General features: G+C 66.7%; 17 protein-coding genes. 9 read left to right on the forward strand and 8 right to left on the reverse strand.

All coding sequences use genetic code 11. The annotated features are described in order from the left end of the window. The first annotated feature begins 42 nt into the window (after positions 1–42). From MYA_RS27140 to istB, 3 genes are all read left to right on the forward strand, one after another. Positions 43–1488 (forward strand): MBL fold metallo-hydrolase RNA specificity domain-containing protein, encoded by a 1446-nt coding sequence (locus MYA_RS27140; RefSeq protein ID WP_014726019.1) that lies wholly within the window; start codon positions 43–45, stop codon positions 1486–1488. Between the two features lie 356 nt (positions 1489–1844). Then, positions 1845–2873, forward strand: coding sequence for an IS21 family transposase (gene istA / locus MYA_RS27145; protein ID WP_041494180.1), 1029 nt, complete (start codon positions 1845–1847; stop codon positions 2871–2873). Next, a complete protein-coding gene (gene istB, locus MYA_RS27150; protein WP_011881749.1) occupies positions 2870–3643 on the forward strand; it encodes an IS21-like element ISBcen13 family helper ATPase IstB in 774 nt (257 codons plus the stop codon). The genes istA and istB overlap by 4 nt, the downstream gene beginning before the upstream one ends. 132 nt (positions 3644–3775) lie before the next feature. Here the strand turns inward: istB and MYA_RS27155 are convergent, their stop codons facing one another. From MYA_RS27155 to MYA_RS27185, 6 genes are all read right to left on the reverse strand, one after another. Then, positions 3776–4261: a hypothetical protein gene (locus MYA_RS27155; RefSeq protein WP_050991256.1), complete on the reverse strand. Its 486-nt coding sequence runs from the start codon at positions 4259–4261 to the stop codon at positions 3776–3778. 953 nt (positions 4262–5214) lie between these two features. Next, positions 5215–5577 (reverse strand): hypothetical protein, encoded by a 363-nt coding sequence (locus tag MYA_RS27165; protein ID WP_034193941.1) that lies wholly within the window; start codon positions 5575–5577, stop codon positions 5215–5217. A gap of 202 nt (positions 5578–5779) precedes the next feature. After that, positions 5780–6820 (reverse strand): zinc-dependent alcohol dehydrogenase family protein, encoded by a 1041-nt coding sequence (locus MYA_RS27170; protein ID WP_014726021.1) that lies wholly within the window; start codon positions 6818–6820, stop codon positions 5780–5782. A 19-nt stretch (positions 6821–6839) separates the two neighbouring features. Continuing rightward, entirely contained in the window at positions 6840–8654 is a 1815-nt protein-coding gene (locus tag MYA_RS27175) for a PHA/PHB synthase family protein (RefSeq protein ID WP_014726022.1), read from the reverse strand. A gap of 133 nt (positions 8655–8787) precedes the next feature. Continuing rightward, on the reverse strand, positions 8788–9534 hold the full coding sequence (gene phbB / locus MYA_RS27180; RefSeq protein WP_014726023.1) for an acetoacetyl-CoA reductase: 747 nt from the start codon (positions 9532–9534) through the stop codon (positions 8788–8790). Further along, entirely contained in the window at positions 9524–10054 is a 531-nt protein-coding gene (locus MYA_RS27185; RefSeq protein WP_014726024.1) for a hypothetical protein, read from the reverse strand. Before MYA_RS27185 ends, phbB begins: the two co-directional genes overlap by 11 nt. A 188-nt stretch (positions 10055–10242) precedes the next feature. On the opposite strand from MYA_RS27185, the gene MYA_RS27190 reads away from it, so the two are divergent. From MYA_RS27190 to MYA_RS27205, 4 genes are all read left to right on the forward strand, one after another. Further along, positions 10243–11082: a universal stress protein gene (locus MYA_RS27190; protein WP_011880390.1), complete on the forward strand. Its 840-nt coding sequence runs from the start codon at positions 10243–10245 to the stop codon at positions 11080–11082. Between the two features lie 8 nt (positions 11083–11090). Continuing rightward, positions 11091–12290 (forward strand): acetate/propionate family kinase, encoded by a 1200-nt coding sequence (locus MYA_RS27195; RefSeq protein ID WP_014726025.1) that lies wholly within the window; start codon positions 11091–11093, stop codon positions 12288–12290. A gap of 69 nt (positions 12291–12359) precedes the next feature. After that, positions 12360–12863 carry a universal stress protein gene (locus tag MYA_RS27200; protein ID WP_011880392.1) on the forward strand — a complete coding sequence of 168 codons (504 nt, stop codon included), beginning with the start codon at positions 12360–12362 and terminating at the stop codon, positions 12861–12863. Then, positions 12860–13693: a universal stress protein gene (locus MYA_RS27205; protein WP_014726026.1), complete on the forward strand. Its 834-nt coding sequence runs from the start codon at positions 12860–12862 to the stop codon at positions 13691–13693. The genes MYA_RS27200 and MYA_RS27205 overlap by 4 nt, the downstream gene beginning before the upstream one ends. A 60-nt stretch (positions 13694–13753) precedes the next feature. Here MYA_RS27205 and MYA_RS27210 read toward each other — a convergent pair whose 3' ends face one another. Further along, positions 13754–14224 (reverse strand): universal stress protein, encoded by a 471-nt coding sequence (locus MYA_RS27210; RefSeq protein WP_014726027.1) that lies wholly within the window; start codon positions 14222–14224, stop codon positions 13754–13756. 612 nt (positions 14225–14836) lie between these two features. On the opposite strand from MYA_RS27210, the gene MYA_RS27220 reads away from it, so the two are divergent. Together MYA_RS27220 and fnr are read left to right on the forward strand one after the other, a co-directional pair. Further along, positions 14837–15484 carry a response regulator gene (locus MYA_RS27220; protein WP_014726029.1) on the forward strand — a complete coding sequence of 216 codons (648 nt, stop codon included), beginning with the start codon at positions 14837–14839 and terminating at the stop codon, positions 15482–15484. 381 nt (positions 15485–15865) lie between these two features. Next, positions 15866–16639, forward strand: coding sequence for a fumarate/nitrate reduction transcriptional regulator Fnr (gene fnr, locus MYA_RS27225; RefSeq protein ID WP_014726030.1), 774 nt, complete (start codon positions 15866–15868; stop codon positions 16637–16639). A 134-nt stretch (positions 16640–16773) separates the two neighbouring features. Here the strand turns inward: fnr and MYA_RS27230 are convergent, their stop codons facing one another. Further along, positions 16774–17763: a zinc-dependent alcohol dehydrogenase family protein gene (locus MYA_RS27230; protein ID WP_014726031.1), complete on the reverse strand. Its 990-nt coding sequence runs from the start codon at positions 17761–17763 to the stop codon at positions 16774–16776. Positions 17764–17866: the final 103 nt, after the last annotated feature.

The raw sequence follows: 17866 nt of genomic DNA on the forward strand, positions 1-17866 counted from the left end.
TAATCGCCTTACCGATCCGTCGATTCCCGGCGAGGCTATCTCATGAAACTGACTTTTCTCGGCGCGACCGAAACCGTGACCGGCTCGAAATACCTGGTCGAGCACGGCAGCCGGCGCATCCTGGTCGATTGCGGCCTGTTCCAGGGCACCAAGAACCTGCGGCTGCGCAACTGGCGGACGCTGCCGTTCGCGGCCGACACGCTCGACGCCGTCGTGCTCACGCATGCGCACATCGATCACACCGGCTATCTTCCGGTGCTTGCACGTGAAGGATTTCGCGGGCCCGTGTACTGCACGGCGGCCACGGCCGAACTGTGCGACATCATGCTGCGCGACAGCGCGCGGCTGCAGGAGGAGGAAGCCGACTTCGCGAACCGCCACGGCTATTCCAAGCACCATCCGGCGCAGCCGCTCTATACGCTCGACGATGCGCAGCGTGCGCTGCACCTGCTGAAGCCGGTGGCGTTCGACGAATGCACGTCGCTCGGCGGCGGCGTGTCGTTCCGGCTGCTGCCGGCCGGGCACATCCTGGGCGCGGCGAGCGTCGTGATGCACTGGGATCACAAGGTGCTCGCGTTCTCGGGCGACCTCGGCCGCTACAACGATCCGATCATGCAGCCGCCGCGGGCGCCCGCGCATGCCGACTATCTGGTGGTCGAATCCACGTACGGCGACCGGCTGCACCCGGCGTCGGACCCGGAGACCGAACTCGCCGCGATGTTCGACAAGACCTTCGGGCGCGGCGGGGTCGTCGTGATGCCCTGCTTCACCGTCGGCCGCGCGCAGGAAATCCTGCACTACATCGCGCGGCTAAAGGCGTCCGGCCGCATGGCGCGCGTGCCGGTGTTCCTCGACAGCCCGATGGCCACCGACGTGACGGAGATCTATCGCCACCATATCCTCGAACACCGGCTGACCGTTTCGGAAGCGAACGCGCTCGGCCACGCGGCGACGATGATCCGCTCCGTCGACCAGTCAAAGGCGATCTCCGATCACCACGGGCCGATGGTCATCATCGCCGGCAGCGGCATGGCGACCGGCGGACGCGTGCTCCATCACCTCGCCCGCTATGCGCCCGATCCGCGCAACACGATCGCGCTGGTCGGCTATCAGGCCGCCGGCACGCGCGGCGCGGCGCTGGCCGCGCACGAGCCGACGGTGAAGATTCACGGCGAATACGTGCGCGTGCGTGCGCAGATCGAGTCGATCACGACGCTGTCGGCTCATGGTGACTACGAAGACGTGCTCAAATGGCTCGGCACGATGCAGGGTGCGCCGGTGCGAACGTTCGTCACGCATGGGGAGCCGGCTGCCGCGGATGCGCTGCGTCGGCGCATTGCCGATACGCTGCACTGGAGTTGTGAGGTGCCGGTTTATGAGCAGTGTGTCGATTTGAATGAGGGGGATGAGGGGGATGGTCTCCATCAAGAGGCAGCCGAAGCCGAACCGGCCGACGCCGCGCAGCAGCCCGCTGCACGCTCGTCCTGACGCTTAGTGGCGCCGGTGAAGCGCCGCATACGCATGACGCGTATAGGCCGAGACCTGACCGGTCAGTCAACGTCAGGTTAAGTCTCGGACAATACGACTGTTCGTCGCCGTTGGCGGTGATCGACCCTAAAGAGACCGTCAGACCTCCCGCAAGCGGACACTCGGCGCATGAGCAGGTGCCGGAGCGAATTCAGGCGCGAGTTCCAGTCGATGACCTCGCTGGTCATGTGCGTTTTCCAGTCCGTGTGCGTTTAGAGCGAACCGTGTTGGGCGCAAAGTAATAATGAGCCACTTCGCGCGAAGTAAATCTAAGCCACCTTTCAGTACAGTCAGCCTTTTGCGCGCAAAGGCTGGCGATGCTCCAGAAGGAACAGTGGATGCAAATCCATGTGCTCAAAGCCCAAGGCGTATCGGAGCGCGAGATCGCGCGGCGCCTGGGCATTTCTCGCAACACGGTGGCGCGGTACCTGTCGGCTGAGGAAGTGCCGCGCTACAAGCCGCGTGAACCGCGGCCAACCAAGCTCGGAGCGTTCGAGGCGTACATCATCGAGCGCATGAGGGCCGCAGCACCGGAGATCATCGCAGCGCCGGCGCTGCTGCGCGAGTTGCGGGCGCGCGGCTACGAGGGCCAACTGCGAAGCCTGCAGGCTTTCATGAACACGCATAAGCCCATGCCGAAGCCCGATCCAGTCGTAAGGTTCGAGACCGAGCCCGGTCGGCAGATGCAGTGCGATTTCGTTGTCTTCCGACGAGGCACCGACCCGCTTTACGCCTTCACCGCCACGCTCGGCTTCAGTCGTTGGCGCTGGGCACACTTCACCACCGATGAACGCGCCGAGACGCTGGTTGCCTGTCATCATGCGCTGTTCGAAGCCTTGGGTGGCATTCCTCGCGAGATCCTTTACGACAACGCCAAGACCATCGTTGTCGAACGCGATGCTTATGGCGACGGCCAACATCGCTGGCACGCCGGCCTGCTCGATCTGGCCAAGCGGTACGGCTTCCTGCCCAGATTGTGCCAACCGTACCGCGCGCAGACCAAGGGCAAGGTCGAGCGATTCCACCGCTATCTGCGCGGCAATTTCTATGTGCCGCTGGCAAGCCAGCTTAAACAATCCGGCTTGATGCTCGATGCCGCGACTGCGAACGTCGAGGTGAGTAAATGGCTGCGCGACGTGGCCAACCAGCGCGTGCATCCGGTTACCGGGCAGGCACCCGCGATTCTGTTGGAGCAACGAGAACGGGCTTGCTTGCTCGATATGCCTGGCTACACATTGCCCCGATTGCCGGCTCGCGCCGTCGCTCGGCCGCGCGTTGATCCCGCGATGTCGATCCAGCACCCGTTGTCCGTCTACCAGCAATTACTGACCGAGGTGCGCGCATGAACTTGCAGCAGGAACGCATCGACGGGCACTGCCAAAGCCTGAAGCTCGAGGGACTCATGCACCGATACGTCGCTCTGGCCAGCGACGCGGCGGCCAAGCAATGGAGTTTCCTCGACTTCCTCGAGAACGCGCTCGCGCACGAACGAGAGACGAGGCAAGTTCGTTCGCGGCAAACACTGGTGCGCATGGCCGGGTTTCCCGCCATCAAGACACTGGATGACTACGACTACAGCTTCGCCGTCGGGGTCCCGCGCGAGGCAATCGACGAGCTTGCCACGCTACGCTTCATCGAGCGAGGCGAGAACGCCGTGTTGCTTGGTCCGTCGGGCGTGGGCAAGACGCACCTCGCGATCGCCATCGGATATGCAGCGACGCAGGCCGGCATCAAGACGAAGTTCATCACGGCGGCGGATCTGATGTTACAGCTCGAGGCTGCACGCCGACAGGAGCGATACGACGCCGTTCTTCGGCACAACATTCTCGGCCCGAGGCTGCTCATCGTCGATGAGATCGGCTATCTACCGCTCTCGGGCGATCAGGCCAGTCACTTCTTCCAGATCGTCGCCAAGCGCTACGAGCGTGGCTCGATGATCCTGACCAGCAACCTGCCGTTTGCGCAGTGGGACGAAACCTTCGGCGGCAACACCACCCTCACTGCAGCGATGCTCGACCGCATCCTCCACCATGCCCACATCATCCAGATCAAAGGAGACAGCTACAGACTGAAACAGCAACGCAAAGCCGGGCACGTCCCGACATCGAAGAAGTAACGACTGGCTCAGTTTTACTTTGCGCGATCAGGCGCGAAGTGGCTCAGATTTCAAATGCGTTTGACAACCGGTGACAGAAAACGTACGACGAGGGAAGGACAGGCGAGGCGGCGGCTGCTATAGCCGCCGAGCCTAGTCGTTCCACCGCCCAGGTGTGGGCAGCTTCTTGGTGTAAGGCGAGCACTGCTCGCGAAGAAGTCGCATGCCCTTGTAGTCCAACGTTACGACCGAAACGGCAGGGTCGGTTGGCCACTCCGCAATCGCGAAATCAGCCTCGTACTCTTTGCCTTCAATGCACGCGATATAAGGCTCGCCCTTGAAAGGCACAGCCGTAATCGCCCAGATACGCGCTTCTCCATGTCGATCGAGGGTGCCATCGAAGACAGTCGATTGGTAATGATTGCAGGAGGCCTCGGACAATCCGAACATCGGGATGCACGGCGTCTGCCATGTCGTTTGGTAAACCGTGACATCTGCTCCCGATAGAGGGTGCCCTTCTCCAGCGACTACCCGTAACGTAAAGTGCCGGGGGAAGACCCAAGGCCCCGCGTGCCCCCACACCAGGAAAAAGAGCGCCGCAGGAATGGCAACGAAGAGCCAACTTTTTCTAAGCTTCATTCGCGCCTACGCGTCAAATCCCTGCGCGTTCAAAGCCGCAGCGCCCCCAAGAGGCAGCGCGCGATGCGCCGCCTCCAAGGTCACCATGTTGAATGCGTCGCGGCTTTTTGCATCCGTCCGAATATGCGCTATCCACTTTCTGATGCTCATCGTTCCAACGCCATGCCTGGTTTAGAAAGCCAGTGCCATCGGTTTGATTTGAGGGGGCGTGGCTGTGGTTTGGGCTTGCATTGTCGACGATTCAGATTTCGTTGTCGCACGGCCGATTCTGGCCGCCTGTTGCCGCAGAGCTACTCGGTTCCGTCAATCGCCGACGCAGCGAGTACAGAGCCTTTATACCTATATGCGTCGAAAGAAAACGGTCCAAACGCCTCAACTATCTGCAAGTCAGATTCACTTGTCTGGTAGGCGAAGCTCTCCCAAACGTAGGATTCGCGTTCACGCCGCACAAGGGCCGAATATGCACCGCACGCGACGTCGCCACACTCAGGGCAGATGTAGAGTAGTACGCGCTTTCCGCTCTCCGGCGGAACGTCGAGCAGCATAGCGGACATGCGTTCGCATTCCTTCGCGTAACCACTCACGAAACAACCCATGAAGTCGGCATGTCCACCGGCACTTTTAACCAGCATTTCCAGCAAAGACTGTCCGTCTATCAGAAAGTCCGCAGAGGTTCGCTCTGTGCAGGTGGCGCCTCCCGACGAGGTTGCTGGTCGATGCAGTCGGCGATGCCCAAGTAGGTTCATGTTCGTGTGCGGAATAGGTATGACGTGCCAAGATTGTCACCGATCGCGGAGCCTGTGTCGAAGGGCCGTTCCTGGCCGACCTGTGACCGACGACGCCGTCGCACCGTGCCCGGTCCGGCGGACGGCCCGCGTCGACCCGGAGCGGTCCTTCGGATTTCTCGAAACCGGTCATTGGGGCAGCGCTAGACCGCCGCCACTTTAGACAATCTAATCGCCTTGGTTGCCCTGCCAGTCGATATACGCGGCGGTACCCATTGCGTCGAAGTTCGGCATTTCACCGACCTGAACGTGCTGGAAAAAGCCCAAGCAACGGCCCCAAGACGACATTCCCGGGTTGGGCTCGACCCAGCACGAATATCCAAAGCGCGTCCAATCCAACGACCTATCGTCATTGCAGCGGCATAGAAGCTCCTGGGCGATTGCCCTGCACCAAATCAAAGCTTCTTCTGCCGCCGCCGCTTTGATGAAGACTCCAGTCGTCGACTCGTAGTCTTCGATCACTCCGCGGTCGAATAGCTGTCGCGGTTCGGGCTCGTGGTACTGGAAAATGACAAGGTATTCGTGTGACATGTTGCAGGAGCTTGTTTAACGACTTCATAGTTTCGTCCGTCACGCCGGTTCTAGACGATCTTGGCGGAAACATCGGACGACCGGTAGTGCCCGAACTGAGTCAGCCAACCCGCCACTGCCCGTTTAGTCCGGTCCAAGCGCTTTCCGCATGCGCCCTACGACCCGGCGCAAGCACCGGCTCGTAGCGCATCCAGCCCCACCCTCAACTAACCTCAATAATCACCTTCAACGCATGCGTTTGCGCCGCGCGCCCGAACGTGTCATAAGCGTCCTCGACATCATCGAGCGCGAACCGGTGCGTAATGAGTTGCGCCGGATCGAGACGCCCCGCCCGCACCGTTTTCAGCAGCATCGGCGTGCTGACCGTATCAACGAGCCGCGTCGTGATCGCGATGTTGCGATCCCACAGCTTCTCCAGATGCAGATCGGCCTTGACGCCATGCACCCCGACGTTCGCCACGACGCCGCCCGGCGCCACGATCGACGTGCACAGCTCGAACGTCGCCGGAATGCCGACCGCCTCGATCGCGCAATCCACGCCGATGCCGTCGGTCAGCTTCATCACGTCCGCCGCCGCGTCGCCGCTGCGGCCGTCGACGCAGTCCGTCGCACCGAAGCGCCGCGCGATGTCGAGCCGGTTGCTGTCGGGGTCGATCATGATGATCTGCCCCGGCGAATAGAACTGCGCCGTCAGCAGCGCGGCAAGCCCGATCGGCCCGGCGCCCACGATCGCCACCGAGCAGCCCGGCTGCACCTTGCCGTTCAGCACGCCGCACTCGAAGCCGGTCGGCAGGATATCGGACAGCATCACGAGCGCGTCCTCGTCGGCGCCGGCCGGGATCGGATAGAGGCTCGTCTGCGCATGCGGAATGCGCACGTACTCGGCCTGCGTGCCGTCGATCCGGTTGCCGAGAATCCAGCCACCGGTGGTGCAGTGCGAATACAGGCCGCGCCGGCAGTATTCGCAGCGGCCGCACGACGAAATGCAGGAAATCAGCACGCGGTCGCCCGGCTTCAGCGCGTCGACCGCAGCGCCAACCTGCTCGACCACCCCCACCCCTTCGTGGCCGAGCACGCGCCCCGGTTCGCAGGTCGGCACGTCGCCTTTCAGGATGTGCAGGTCGGTGCCGCAGATCGTCGTGCGCGTCACGCGGACGATCGCATCGGTCGGCGACTGCAGCTCGGGTTTCGGACGTTGTTCGAGCGCCATGCGCCCAGGGCCGTGATAGACGAGTGCTTTCATCGGTATTCCTCCATGGAAATCAGGTTTCTAGCACGTATGCGCCAGGCGCCGCCGCGAAGCCGGCGGCTGGCACGCGAGCCGGCACGTCGCCCGACGAATGCGTGCGCAACCAGCCGCTCCAGCAGGTCCACCACGAACCTTCTACGGGCGGCGTGTCACGCACGAAGTCGTGCCCGCTGCGGTAAGGCGCGCCGTGCTCGCGCGTCGCGCAGCGGTAGTGGCGGCCGGGATGGCCCGGTTCGGACACGATGCCGGCGTTGTGGCCACCCGACGTCAGCACGAACGTCAGCGCGTGGTGCGTCATCAGATGGAGCTTGTACACGGAACGCCACGGCGACACGTGATCGCGTTCGGTGCCGACCACGAACGTCGGCACGTCGAGATCCGACAGCGCGACCGGCCGCCCGTCGACGCAGTAGCGGCCGGCCGCGAGATCGTTGTCGAGAAAGAGCCGCGTCAGGTATTCGGTATGCATCCGGTACGGCATGCGCGTGGTGTCGGCGTTCCACGACATCAGGTCGTTCGGCTTGGTGCGCGTGCCGAGCAGGTATTCGCTCATCATGCGCGACCAGATCAGGTCGCGTGCATTCAGCAACTGGAACGTCGCGGCCATCTGCGCGCCGTCCAGATAACCCTGCCGCCACATCAGCGCATCGAGCGCGGACAGCTCGCTCGCATCGATGAACAGCCCCAGCTCGCCGGGTTCGCTGAAATCGGTCTGCGCAGCCAGCAACGACACCGAGCGCAATGCCTCGTGTTGCCGGCCGTCACGCGCGAGTGCGGCCGCGGCGATCGCGAGCAGCGTGCCGCCGAGGCAATAGCCGACCGCATGCACGGCCTCGCCGCAGATCGACCGCGCGGCGTCGAGCGCAGCCATGCAGCCGTCGCGCAGATAATCGTCGAGCCCGAGCCCGCGCGCTTCGGCGCCGGGGTTGTGCCACGACACGGCGAACACCGTGTAGCCGGAATCGACCAGGAAGCGGATCAGCGAATTGTGCGGCTGCAGATCGAGGATGTAGTACTTCATGATCCACGACGGCACGATCAGGATCGGCTCGCGTGCGACGTCGGTGGTCGTCGGGTCGTATTGCAGCAGCTCGCACAACGCGTTGCGCCACACGACGCGGCCCGGCGTGACCGCGACGTCGCGGCCCGGCAGATAGGGACGCGCATCGTGCGCGCGCTGCTCGCCGGTGTGCTCGAACAACGCGCGCGCGTCGTCGGCCCAGTGCCGCAGACCAGTCGCCAGATTCGCCCCGCCGCTGCGCATCGTAGTGTCGAGCACGACCGGATTGGTCGCGAGAAAGTTACCGGGCGAGCACGCATCGAGCCACTGCCGCGCGGCGAACCCGACCAGCTCCTCGTGATGGCGCTCGACGCCCGGCACGCCGCTGGTCGCGTCGCGCCACCAGCGCTGAATCGCCAGGAAATTGTCGCGATAGACGTGAAACGGCCAGGCGTCCCACGCGGGCGCGGCGAACCGCGGATCGGCGTCGCCGGCATGCACGGCCAGGCCGCCCGGGTCGGCCGCAGCGGCATCGCGCGCCTGCGACGACGGCGCGACGGCCGCCTGCCACGCCTGTGCCGCAAGCTCGAAGCACTTGCCGGGCGCGACCGCGAGATGCGCGCCCCAGTCGAGCATCGCGAGCGCCATCGACACGGGAGACAGGCCGAGCGTCAGCGCGGCCACGTTCGCGTGGGCCGCGCGATTCCATTGTTCGGCCGGCGTCGCATCGGCCGGCGCAGTGGCGAGCGCACACGGCGCCGGTTCGTTCGGCTGCGGCAGCCGTATCGCTTCCTGCGCGAGCGGCGCGCGCATCGCGGGTGCATTCATCAGATTTGCTCCGGGAAACCGGCCTGCCGGTCGCAAGACGCGTGCAGTGGAGCGCGTATCGCGCCGGACCTTCAACGCGGCGCACGCGCATCGCCGGATGAGGAAAGCCTGCGTCCGCGGACGCAGGCACACGTCAATGCATGTGCATCCCGCCGTTGACGTCGAATTCCGCGCCGGTCGAGAAAGCGCCGGCGTCGGAGCACAGAAACGCGATGAGCTCGGCGATCTCGTCCGGGTGGCCGAGCCGACCGACCGGAATCTGCGGCAGGATCTTCGTGTCGAGCACTTCCTTCGGCACCGACTCGAGCATCGCGGTCGCCAGATAGCCGGGCGCGACCGTGTTGACCGTGATCCCGTGGCGGGCCAGCTCGAGCGCCAGCGCCTTCGTGAAGCCGTGAATACCGGCCTTCGCGGCCGCATAGTTGGCCTGCCCGAACGCGCCGCGCGAGCCGTTCACCGAGCCGATGTTCACGATCCGCCCGAAGCCGGCCGCGATCATGCCAGGCACGAACGGCTTGGTCATGTTGAACATGCTGTCGAGATTGGTGCGCAGCACCGCATCCCACATGGTCTTGGTCATCTTCACGAACGTCGCGTCGCGCGTGATGCCCGCGTTGTTGACCAGCACGTCGACGTGCCCGAACTCCGCCAGCATGCGCGCCGCGCAGTGCTGACACGAATCGTAGTCGGCCACGTCGACCTCGAACGCATGAAACGTGCGGCCCGCCTCGCGCTCGCGTGCGATCCACGTCGCGAGTTGAGCGTCGCCGTTCATGTACGACACGGCCACGGTGATGCCTGCATCGTGCAGGCGCCGCGCGATGGCGGTGCCGAGGCCACCCGTCCCGCCGGTGACGAACGCGACTCGTTCAGCGCCCATGGCCGTTCTCCGGTGCGTCGACCTTGCCTTTCAGGCGGCGTACGGCAGTCGGTGCGCCGTCGGTCGCGTCCTCGATCCCGTGCTCGAGCGCCGTCATCCATTCCGCCCACGGCATGCTCGCTTCGTTGACCGCGGCGAGCCGCTCCAGATCGGGCAGCCAGTCCGTCTGGCTGCGCGACAGCACACCCGCGCCGTATTCGCGCAGCCAGGTACGCCACACGCCGGCATGCTCGAACTGCGCGCGCATGGACAGCTCGCTGGCGTCCTGCCACAGCGCGACGCTCGCGAGCGCGTAATCGCTCATCACCTGCCGGCTCGCTTCGCCGAACGCGGTCCATTCTCCGCTGCCGGCGAGCGCCTGCTGCAACCGGCGCACCGCGTCGCGATCGCGCTCGATGCGCCGGCCGGCCAGTGCGTGCCATTCGTGCTGCCAGTCGCGGTTCAGCGCGGTCATCCGCAGCGCGAGATCGCAGCCCGCGCGGCAAACGTCAATCGGTGTGGTCAAAGCGTAGGTGCTCATCGGCTTCCCTCGTTCGGTCCGGTCAATCGGTTGGCATGCGCCCGGTGCCCGTACGTGGCCTCGGCGGCGCGACCGCCTAACTGTGCGGGCAAGCCGCGCAGCGCCCGTTGATCTGAGTCAAGCACGCGGAAAGCCCGCTCCGTAGACTGGATTGCACTGGCGGATCATCCGTCGATGGAGCGATTCCGATGAGCTACAAGAGCATAGTCGTGCACCTCGATACGAGCGTCCGTGCGCATGCGCGCCTCGAGTTCGCACTGCGCGTCGCGCGGCGCTTCGGCGCCCATCTGACGGGCCTGTTCTCGGTCTACACGGCCGAGCCGCATTCGTTCTACGTGATGGCCGGGTCCGCCGATTACTTCCGCGAGCATCGCGCGCAGCGCGACGAACGCCGCGCCGCGCTGGAGCGGCTGTTCCATGCCGAGACCGCGCGCGCGAAAGTGCATGCCGCGTGGGTCGAGGCGGACGCGCGCGCCAACGTCGCGGTGCCTCGCGCCGCGCGCGTGGCCGATCTCGTGATCGTCGGCCAGAGCGACCCGAACGATCCCGAGAGCTTCGTCGACAACCAGTTTCCGGAGAGCCTCGTGTTGTCGGCCGGCCGCCCGGTGCTGTTCGTGCCGTATGCCGGCGCCTTCACGTCGATCGGCGAGCGCGTGTTCGTCGCGTGGGACGGCAGCCGCGAAGCGGTCCGCGCCGCGCACGACGCGATCCCGTTTCTCGCTCATGCGAAGCGCACGACGGTCGCCGCGGTGGTCGACGGCAATTCGGCGGCGGCGGCCATGCGCATTCCGGCCGCCGATGCCGCGCTGATGCTCGCGCGCCATGCCCGCGACGTGAGCGTGCTCGACATCGACGCGGGCGACGGCCGAGCGATCGGCGACACGTTGCTGTCGCGCGCGTACGAGACGGGCTCCGACCTGCTCGTGATGGGCGCGTACGGCCATCCGCGCTGGCACGAGCTCGTGATGGGCGGCGCGACGCGCACGGTGCTCGCGTCGATGACCGTGCCGGTCCTGATGTCGCACTGAGCCGGCCGATGCGCACGCTTGCGTTGCTGGTCGTCAACGCCGGTTCGTCGAGCGTGAAGTTCGCGCTCTTCGCGTATCCACCGCACGGCGATCCCGCACGGCGGCCGCTGCACGACGGCGAGGCTGTCGCGGCCGGCAACGGCATCGCGATCCGCTTCGACGCCGATCGGGACGGCACGCTGCCGCTCGGCGCCGGCGACCCGTACCGCGCCGTGCTGGCGCAGGTCGCGATGTGGATCCGCGAGCGCCTGCCGCACATCACGCTCGCCGCGATCGCGCATCGCGTCGTGCACGGCGGCGCGCGCTTCGCGGAGCCGGTGCTGGTCGACAACGACGTGCTGGACGCGCTGCGCACGCTGACGCCGCTCGCGCCGCTGCATCAGCCGCACAGCATCGACGCGATCGACGCACTGCGCGATGCGTTCCCCGACGTGCCGCAAGTCACCGTATTCGACACGGCGTTTCATCGCACGCTGCCGCGCACCGAGCAGCTGCTGCCGTTGCCGCACGAATGGTTCGACCGCGGCGTGCGCCGCTACGGATTCCATGGGCTGTCGTACGAATATCTGTCCGTCGCGCTCGATGAAGCGTTCGGCGCGCAGGCGCACGGGCGCGTCATTGCGGCGCACCTCGGCAGCGGCGCGAGCCTGTGCGCGATGCGCGACTGCCGCAGCGTCGCGACGACGATGGGCTTCTCCGCGCTCGACGGGCTGATGATGAGCACGCGCTGCGGCACGCTCGACCCCGGCGTCGTGCTGCACCTGCTCGATGCCGGCCAGTTGTCCGGCGACGCGCTCGGTCAGCTGCTCTATCACGAGTCGGGGCTCAAGGGCGTGTCGGGCGCGTCCGGCGATCCGCGCGTGCTGCTCGCATGCGAAGCGGCCGGCGACGCGCGGGCGCACGACGCGCTCGCGCTGTACGTCCACCGCATCGTGCGCGAGGTCGGCGCACTCACCGCGCTGCTCGGCGGGCTCGACATGCTGGTTTTCACGGCCGGCATCGGCGAACACGCGGCGGTGCTGCGCGAGCGGATCTGCGCGGCGCTCGGCTGGCTCGGCGTCGAGCTGGACACGCGCGCGAATGCGGCCCATGCGCACGTGCTGTCGGCGGCGGCGAGCGCGGTCACGGTCGTGGTCGAGCCGACCAACGAGGCGTGGGTCGCGGCGCGCGCGGCGGTGCGCGTGCTGCGCGGCAATCGCGACGGTTGATCCAGATCAGCGCGACCGGCGTGCATGCGCCGATGATGATTGCATCGATCTCCGTTCAAGGAAAACGCCATGTACTCGAACATCCTGGTTGCGCTCGACGGCAGCGACACGTCGTCCCGCGCGCTCGACGCCGCCCTGGATCTCGCGGCGCAAACGGGTGCGCGGCTGACGCCGGTCTACGTCGTCGATTTCCTGGTGCCCGCGTACGACACCTACGGCTACGATCCGTCGATCCTGGTCGACGCGTTCCGTGAAGAAGGACTGCGCGTCACCGACGACGCAGCCCGGCGCATGAAGGCGCGCAACGTGGCCGGCACGCCGCAGATCTCGAACGTCGCGCCCGAGGGCGACGACATCCCGCAGCGGATCGTGACGGTCGCCGGCGAGATCGGCGCCGATCTGATCGTGCTCGGCACGCACGGCCGGCGCGGCTTTCGCCGGCTCGTGCTGGGCAGCGTCGCCGAGCGCGTGCTGCGCCACGCGAAAACCCCGGTTCTGATGATTCCGGCCGGTTGCATGTCGAACCACCCGGCCGAAACCGCCACCGCATCGACCGAAAAGGAGCCGTCATGAGCTACAAGACCCTGCTCGTCCATCTCGACGATAGCGCGCGCTGCGCGACGCGCGTCGACCTCGCGCTCGAACTCGCGGGACGCTGGAACGCGCATCTGATTGGGCTCTACGTCGTCTGCCAGGATCTGTTCGAGCCGCTGCGGCGGCCCGACGAGCCGCTGAAGCTGGCCGTCTACGAGCGCCTGTGCGAGGAGCGCCGCAAGGAAGCCGAGCAGCGCTTTCTGACGGCCGCCGAACGCGCCGGGCGCAGCGTCGAATGGCAGGCGCCGACCGGCAACGCGACGGAAGCCGCGATCCTGCATGCGCGCCACGCCGATCTGCTGGTCCTCGGCCAGGTCGATCCGGACGATCGTCTGACCTATGTCGCGCGTAATTTCGTCGAGGATGTGGTGATGGGCAGCGGGCGCCCCGCGATCGTCGTGCCTTACGCGGGCGACGTGCGCACGCTCGGCGAGAACGTGCTGATCGGCTGGGACGGCGGGCGCGAAGCCGCGCGCGCCGTGGCCGACGCCGTGCCGCTGCTCGCCCGCGCGCGCTTCGTCAACGTCGAGACCGTCAGCCACGGGCAGCCCGCTACCGACGAGACGCCCGCCGGCGTGGACGTCGCCGCCTATCTCGAACGGCACGGCGTGCGCGCGTCGTTCTCGACGACGCCGCGCGAACCGTCGGTCGGCGTCGGCGCGACGCTGCTGAACCGCGCGACCGATCTGCATGCGGATCTGCTCGTGATGGGCCTGTACAGCCATACGCGCATGCACGAGCGCGTGCTCGGCGGCGCGACGCGCACGATCCTCGAGACGATGACGGTGCCGGTTCTGCTGTCCCACTGAGCGGGTTTATCGGGCGGCCGTCTGCTGGCCGCCCGTCTCTCCTTTGACGAAACGTCGCCGTCACAGCATGCCGGCGCCCGCGCCCGGCCCTTCCCGGACGACCAGCACCGGCCGGTCCGCCTCGCGCAGCAGCGCTTCCGCGACGCTGCCGAGCACCGCGCGGCGCACGCCGCGGCGGCCGTGCGTGCCCATCACGATCAGATCCGCATCGCATTCGGCGGCCGCGCGCGCCAACACGTCCGAGACGTCCTGGCCGTTCGCTTCGACCGTTTGCGCGATGCCGCGCACGCCGGACAGCTGAAACGCCGTTTCGGCGTCCGCGACCGCGATCGCGGCCTTGTCCGCATCCAGCCCGGCCGGGTCGCGCTGCTCGACATAGCCGCTGTCGACGTCGGTCAGCCGCGGCGCATCCGACACCACACACATCGCGATGACGAGGCCGCCCGACTCGCGCGCGAGCGAAATCGCCTCGTCGAGCGCGAGCCGCGAGCCGCGGCTGCCGTCGAGCGCCGCGAAAATTCTTCGATACATGGTGCCTCCCTGCCGTCATGCGGATTCGATGGATTCGTGAAGCCAGTCTGATCGCGGCCGGCGGCGCGCGATTGACGCCGGTCAAGCAGATACGGCGGCGCCCGTATCCGTCGGTCCCGATTGGCGAACGTCACCGTGACGCGCATAATTCCGACGACATCGCAGTTCCGGACGGTGGCGCGTATCGTGCCACGCGCCGCCAGCCCGCCGACGACCCGCTCCGTCAGGATGAACGGCAATGACAGTGAATCCCCGCGCCTTCAGGGCCGGACCGGTTACGCCCGGTGCCCGGCCCGCCCGACGTGCCGCGACGGCCGCGCCGCGGACGCTCGCAGCGCGCCATCTTCCAAGCACGTGCCGCCTCGGCGCTGCCGTATCGGGAGGCGGCACGCGTGCTTCCGTGTTACCGCCTGTCGGGCCGCGATCCGGGGCCGCATCACGCCGCCGGTTCGTGAGTCTTGCTTCGGATGAACGGCGCGAAATTGTCCACATCGGCACTTCGCAGCCGGGCGATGCACCCGACGCCCGGTCAATGCGGCGGCTGCCGCGCACGGCGCGAACGCGGCCGGCGGCGCCGGCCGCAAACGATATCCGGCAGGAGGACGCGCCGACATGATCACGGTACTCATCGCCGACGACCACGCCCTCGTCAGGGACGGCCTGCGGCACATCCTGAAGAACGCCAGCGACTTCGAGGTGGTCGGCGAAGCGCGGGACAGCGCGTCGACGATCGCGCTGGTGCGGGACCGCGACGCGGACGTGCTCGTGCTCGACCTGTCGATGCCCGGCCGCAACGGCGTCGAACTCATCAAGCAGATCAAGGACGAGAAGCCGGCGCTGCATATCCTGGTGCTGACGATGCACGCGGAGCAGCAATACGCGGTGCGCGCGTTCCGCGCGGGCGCGGCCGGCTACATGACGAAGGAAAGCGCGAGCGCCGAACTGGTCGCGGCGCTGACCAAGATCGCGGCCGGCGGCGTCTACGTGAGCCTGACGATGGCCGAGCAGTTCGCACAGAGCCTGAACGAGCCGACCGATCTGCTGCCGCACCAGCGCCTGTCGGACCGCGAATTCGACGTGTTCCGGCGCGTGACGACCGGCGAGTCGATTTCCGAAATCGCGCACGCGCTCAACGTCAGCGTGAAGACCGTCAGCACCTACAAGATGCGGATCCTCGAGAAGATGCAGATGGCGAACGACACGGCGCTCGTGCGCTACGCGATGCGCCACAAGCTGTTCGACGACCCCGACGAACTCTGACAGGCGGCGCCGGCCGCCCGCGCCGGCGCCCGCCTTCCGCCACGGCGCCGCTCCCGACGCCGCGGCGGCGACCCGCGCGGCAACGCGCCGCGCGCGTGTAGGAAACGCCCTACACGGCTTCCATCTTGCCTACCGCAACTTCAATTCCGGCTGATTTCCTTGACGTCGCGCAACATCCATACTCCATTCCAACAAAAACACTGAATGTGCCTCGCGGAGCATGGGCGGCATCGAGGAGACCGGCGTAGCGGTCTCCCGGCGCGCCGGACGCGTCAGCGGGGCGTCCCCACAGGAAGGCGGCAGAAACCAAGGCCGCCGGTACAACGGTCAGCGCGAGTCCGCCCGATGGCGGGCCGACGCTGCCCCCAACTGGAGCCGATCATGCAAACCATTGCGAATGTTGCGACGAACCTGCCGTCCCGCCCGTTCATCCCGCTGCACCGCGTCGAGCCTGCCGACCAGCCGAAGCGCGCCACGTCCCGCTGCTCGTCGTGCGCATTGCGCACCGTATGCATGCCGGCCGACCTGTCGACCGAAGAATTCGCACGCATCGACGCGATGATCTGCACGACGCGCAACGTCAAGCGCGGCGAGACGCTGTTCCGCGCCGGCGACGCGTTCAACAGCATCTATGCGGTGAGAACCGGGTCGTTCAAGACGATCGTCATGCATCGCGACGGCGACGAGCAGATCACCGGCTTCCAGATCGTCGGCGAATCGCTGGGGCTCGACGGCCTCCACGCAGGGCAGCACAACGGCGACGCGATCGCGCTCGAAGACAGCACGGTCTGCATCATCCCGTTCGGCCAGCTCGAGCAGATGTGCCGCGAAGTCCGGCCGATGCAGCACCACCTGTACCAGATGATGAGCGGCGAAATCGTCCGCGAATCGTCGCAGATGCTGCTGCTCGGCACGATGAGCGCCGAACAGCGCGTGGCCGCGTTCCTGCTGAACCTGTCGGCCCGCTTCAAGGCGCGCGGCTACTCGGCCGCCGAATTCGTGCTGCGGATGACGCGCGACGAGATCGGCGAATATCTCGGGATGAAGCTCGAGACCGTCAGCCGCATGCTGTCGAAGTTCCAGCACAAGGGGCTCGTCGCCGCGCAAGGCAAGCAGATCCGGATCGTCGATTCGGAAGGCCTCGGGCAAATCTGAGCGCGCGGCGCCAAACGGATCCACGAGGATCCCAACGGCGCCGAACCACTCGGAGCGGACCGAAACGGCGCGCGCGGCGCCGTTCAACCAATCGGCCCACTCAGCCCATTCGGCCCATTCGGCCACTCAACCGCTCACCCGCCCATCCCGAGCACGGCCGCGCCCGACACGCGGCCGGCGCGCAGATCGTCGAGCGCGCGGTTCGCATCGGTCAATGCATAGCGCACGGCCTCGACGCGCAGCGGCATCGCGTCGGCGAGCCGCATGAATTCCACCGCATCCGCACGCGTGAGGTTCGCCACCGACGCGATCCGGCGCTCGCCCCACAGCCACGCGTACGGAAAGCTGGGGATGTCGCTCATGTGAATGCCGCCGCACACGACGATCCCACCCTTGTCCACCGCGCGCAGTGCTGCCGGCACAAGCGCGCCGACCGGCGCGAAGATCAGCGCGGCATCGAGCGGCTCGGGCGGCATTTCGTCGCTGCCGCCGGCCCACACCGCGCCGAGCGACAGCGCGAGCTGCTGCGCTGCGGCATCGCCGGGGCGCGTCAACGCGAACACCTTGCGTCCTTCGAAAAACGCGACCTGCGCGACCAGATGGGCGGCCGCCCCGAAGCCGTAGATGCCGATGCGCTGCGCGTTGCCGGCCATGCGCAGCGTGCGGTAGCCGATCAGCCCCGCGCAGAGCAGCGGCGCGGCTTCGAGGTCGGAATAGCGCCGCGGCAGATGCACGCAATACCGATGGTCGGCCACGGTGCGTTCCGCATAGCCGCCGTCGATCGTATAGCCGGTGAAGCCGGGGCTGTCGCACAGGTTTTCGCGGCTGGACGCGCAATACGCGCAGTGTCCGCACGTCGCGCCGAGCCAGGGCACGCCCACGCGATCGCCGACGGCGAAGCCCGTGACGCCCGCGCCCAGCGCGCGCACCGTGCCGACGATCTCGTGCCCGGGAATCAGCGGCCGCTTCGGATGCGCGAGCTCGCCGTCGACCACATGCAGATCGGTCCGGCATACGCCGCACGCGTGGACGTCGATCAGCAACTGGCCGGCTGCGGGCACCGGGTCGGGCACGCGCGCCTCGCGCAGCGTGGGCGTCGTGCCGTCGAACATCATCGCAAGCATGCTTTTCTCCTTCGCGCGAATCGCTTTCGCGCGCTTCGTGTTGCAACGCTAATCGCAGCGCAGCCGGTCTGCACGGCGCGGTGACGCGCGCTTGACGTGGGTC

The sequence above is a fragment of the Burkholderia sp. KJ006 genome (genome assembly GCF_000262695.1).
In the GTDB taxonomy this organism is placed as follows: domain Bacteria; phylum Pseudomonadota; class Gammaproteobacteria; order Burkholderiales; family Burkholderiaceae; genus Burkholderia; species Burkholderia vietnamiensis.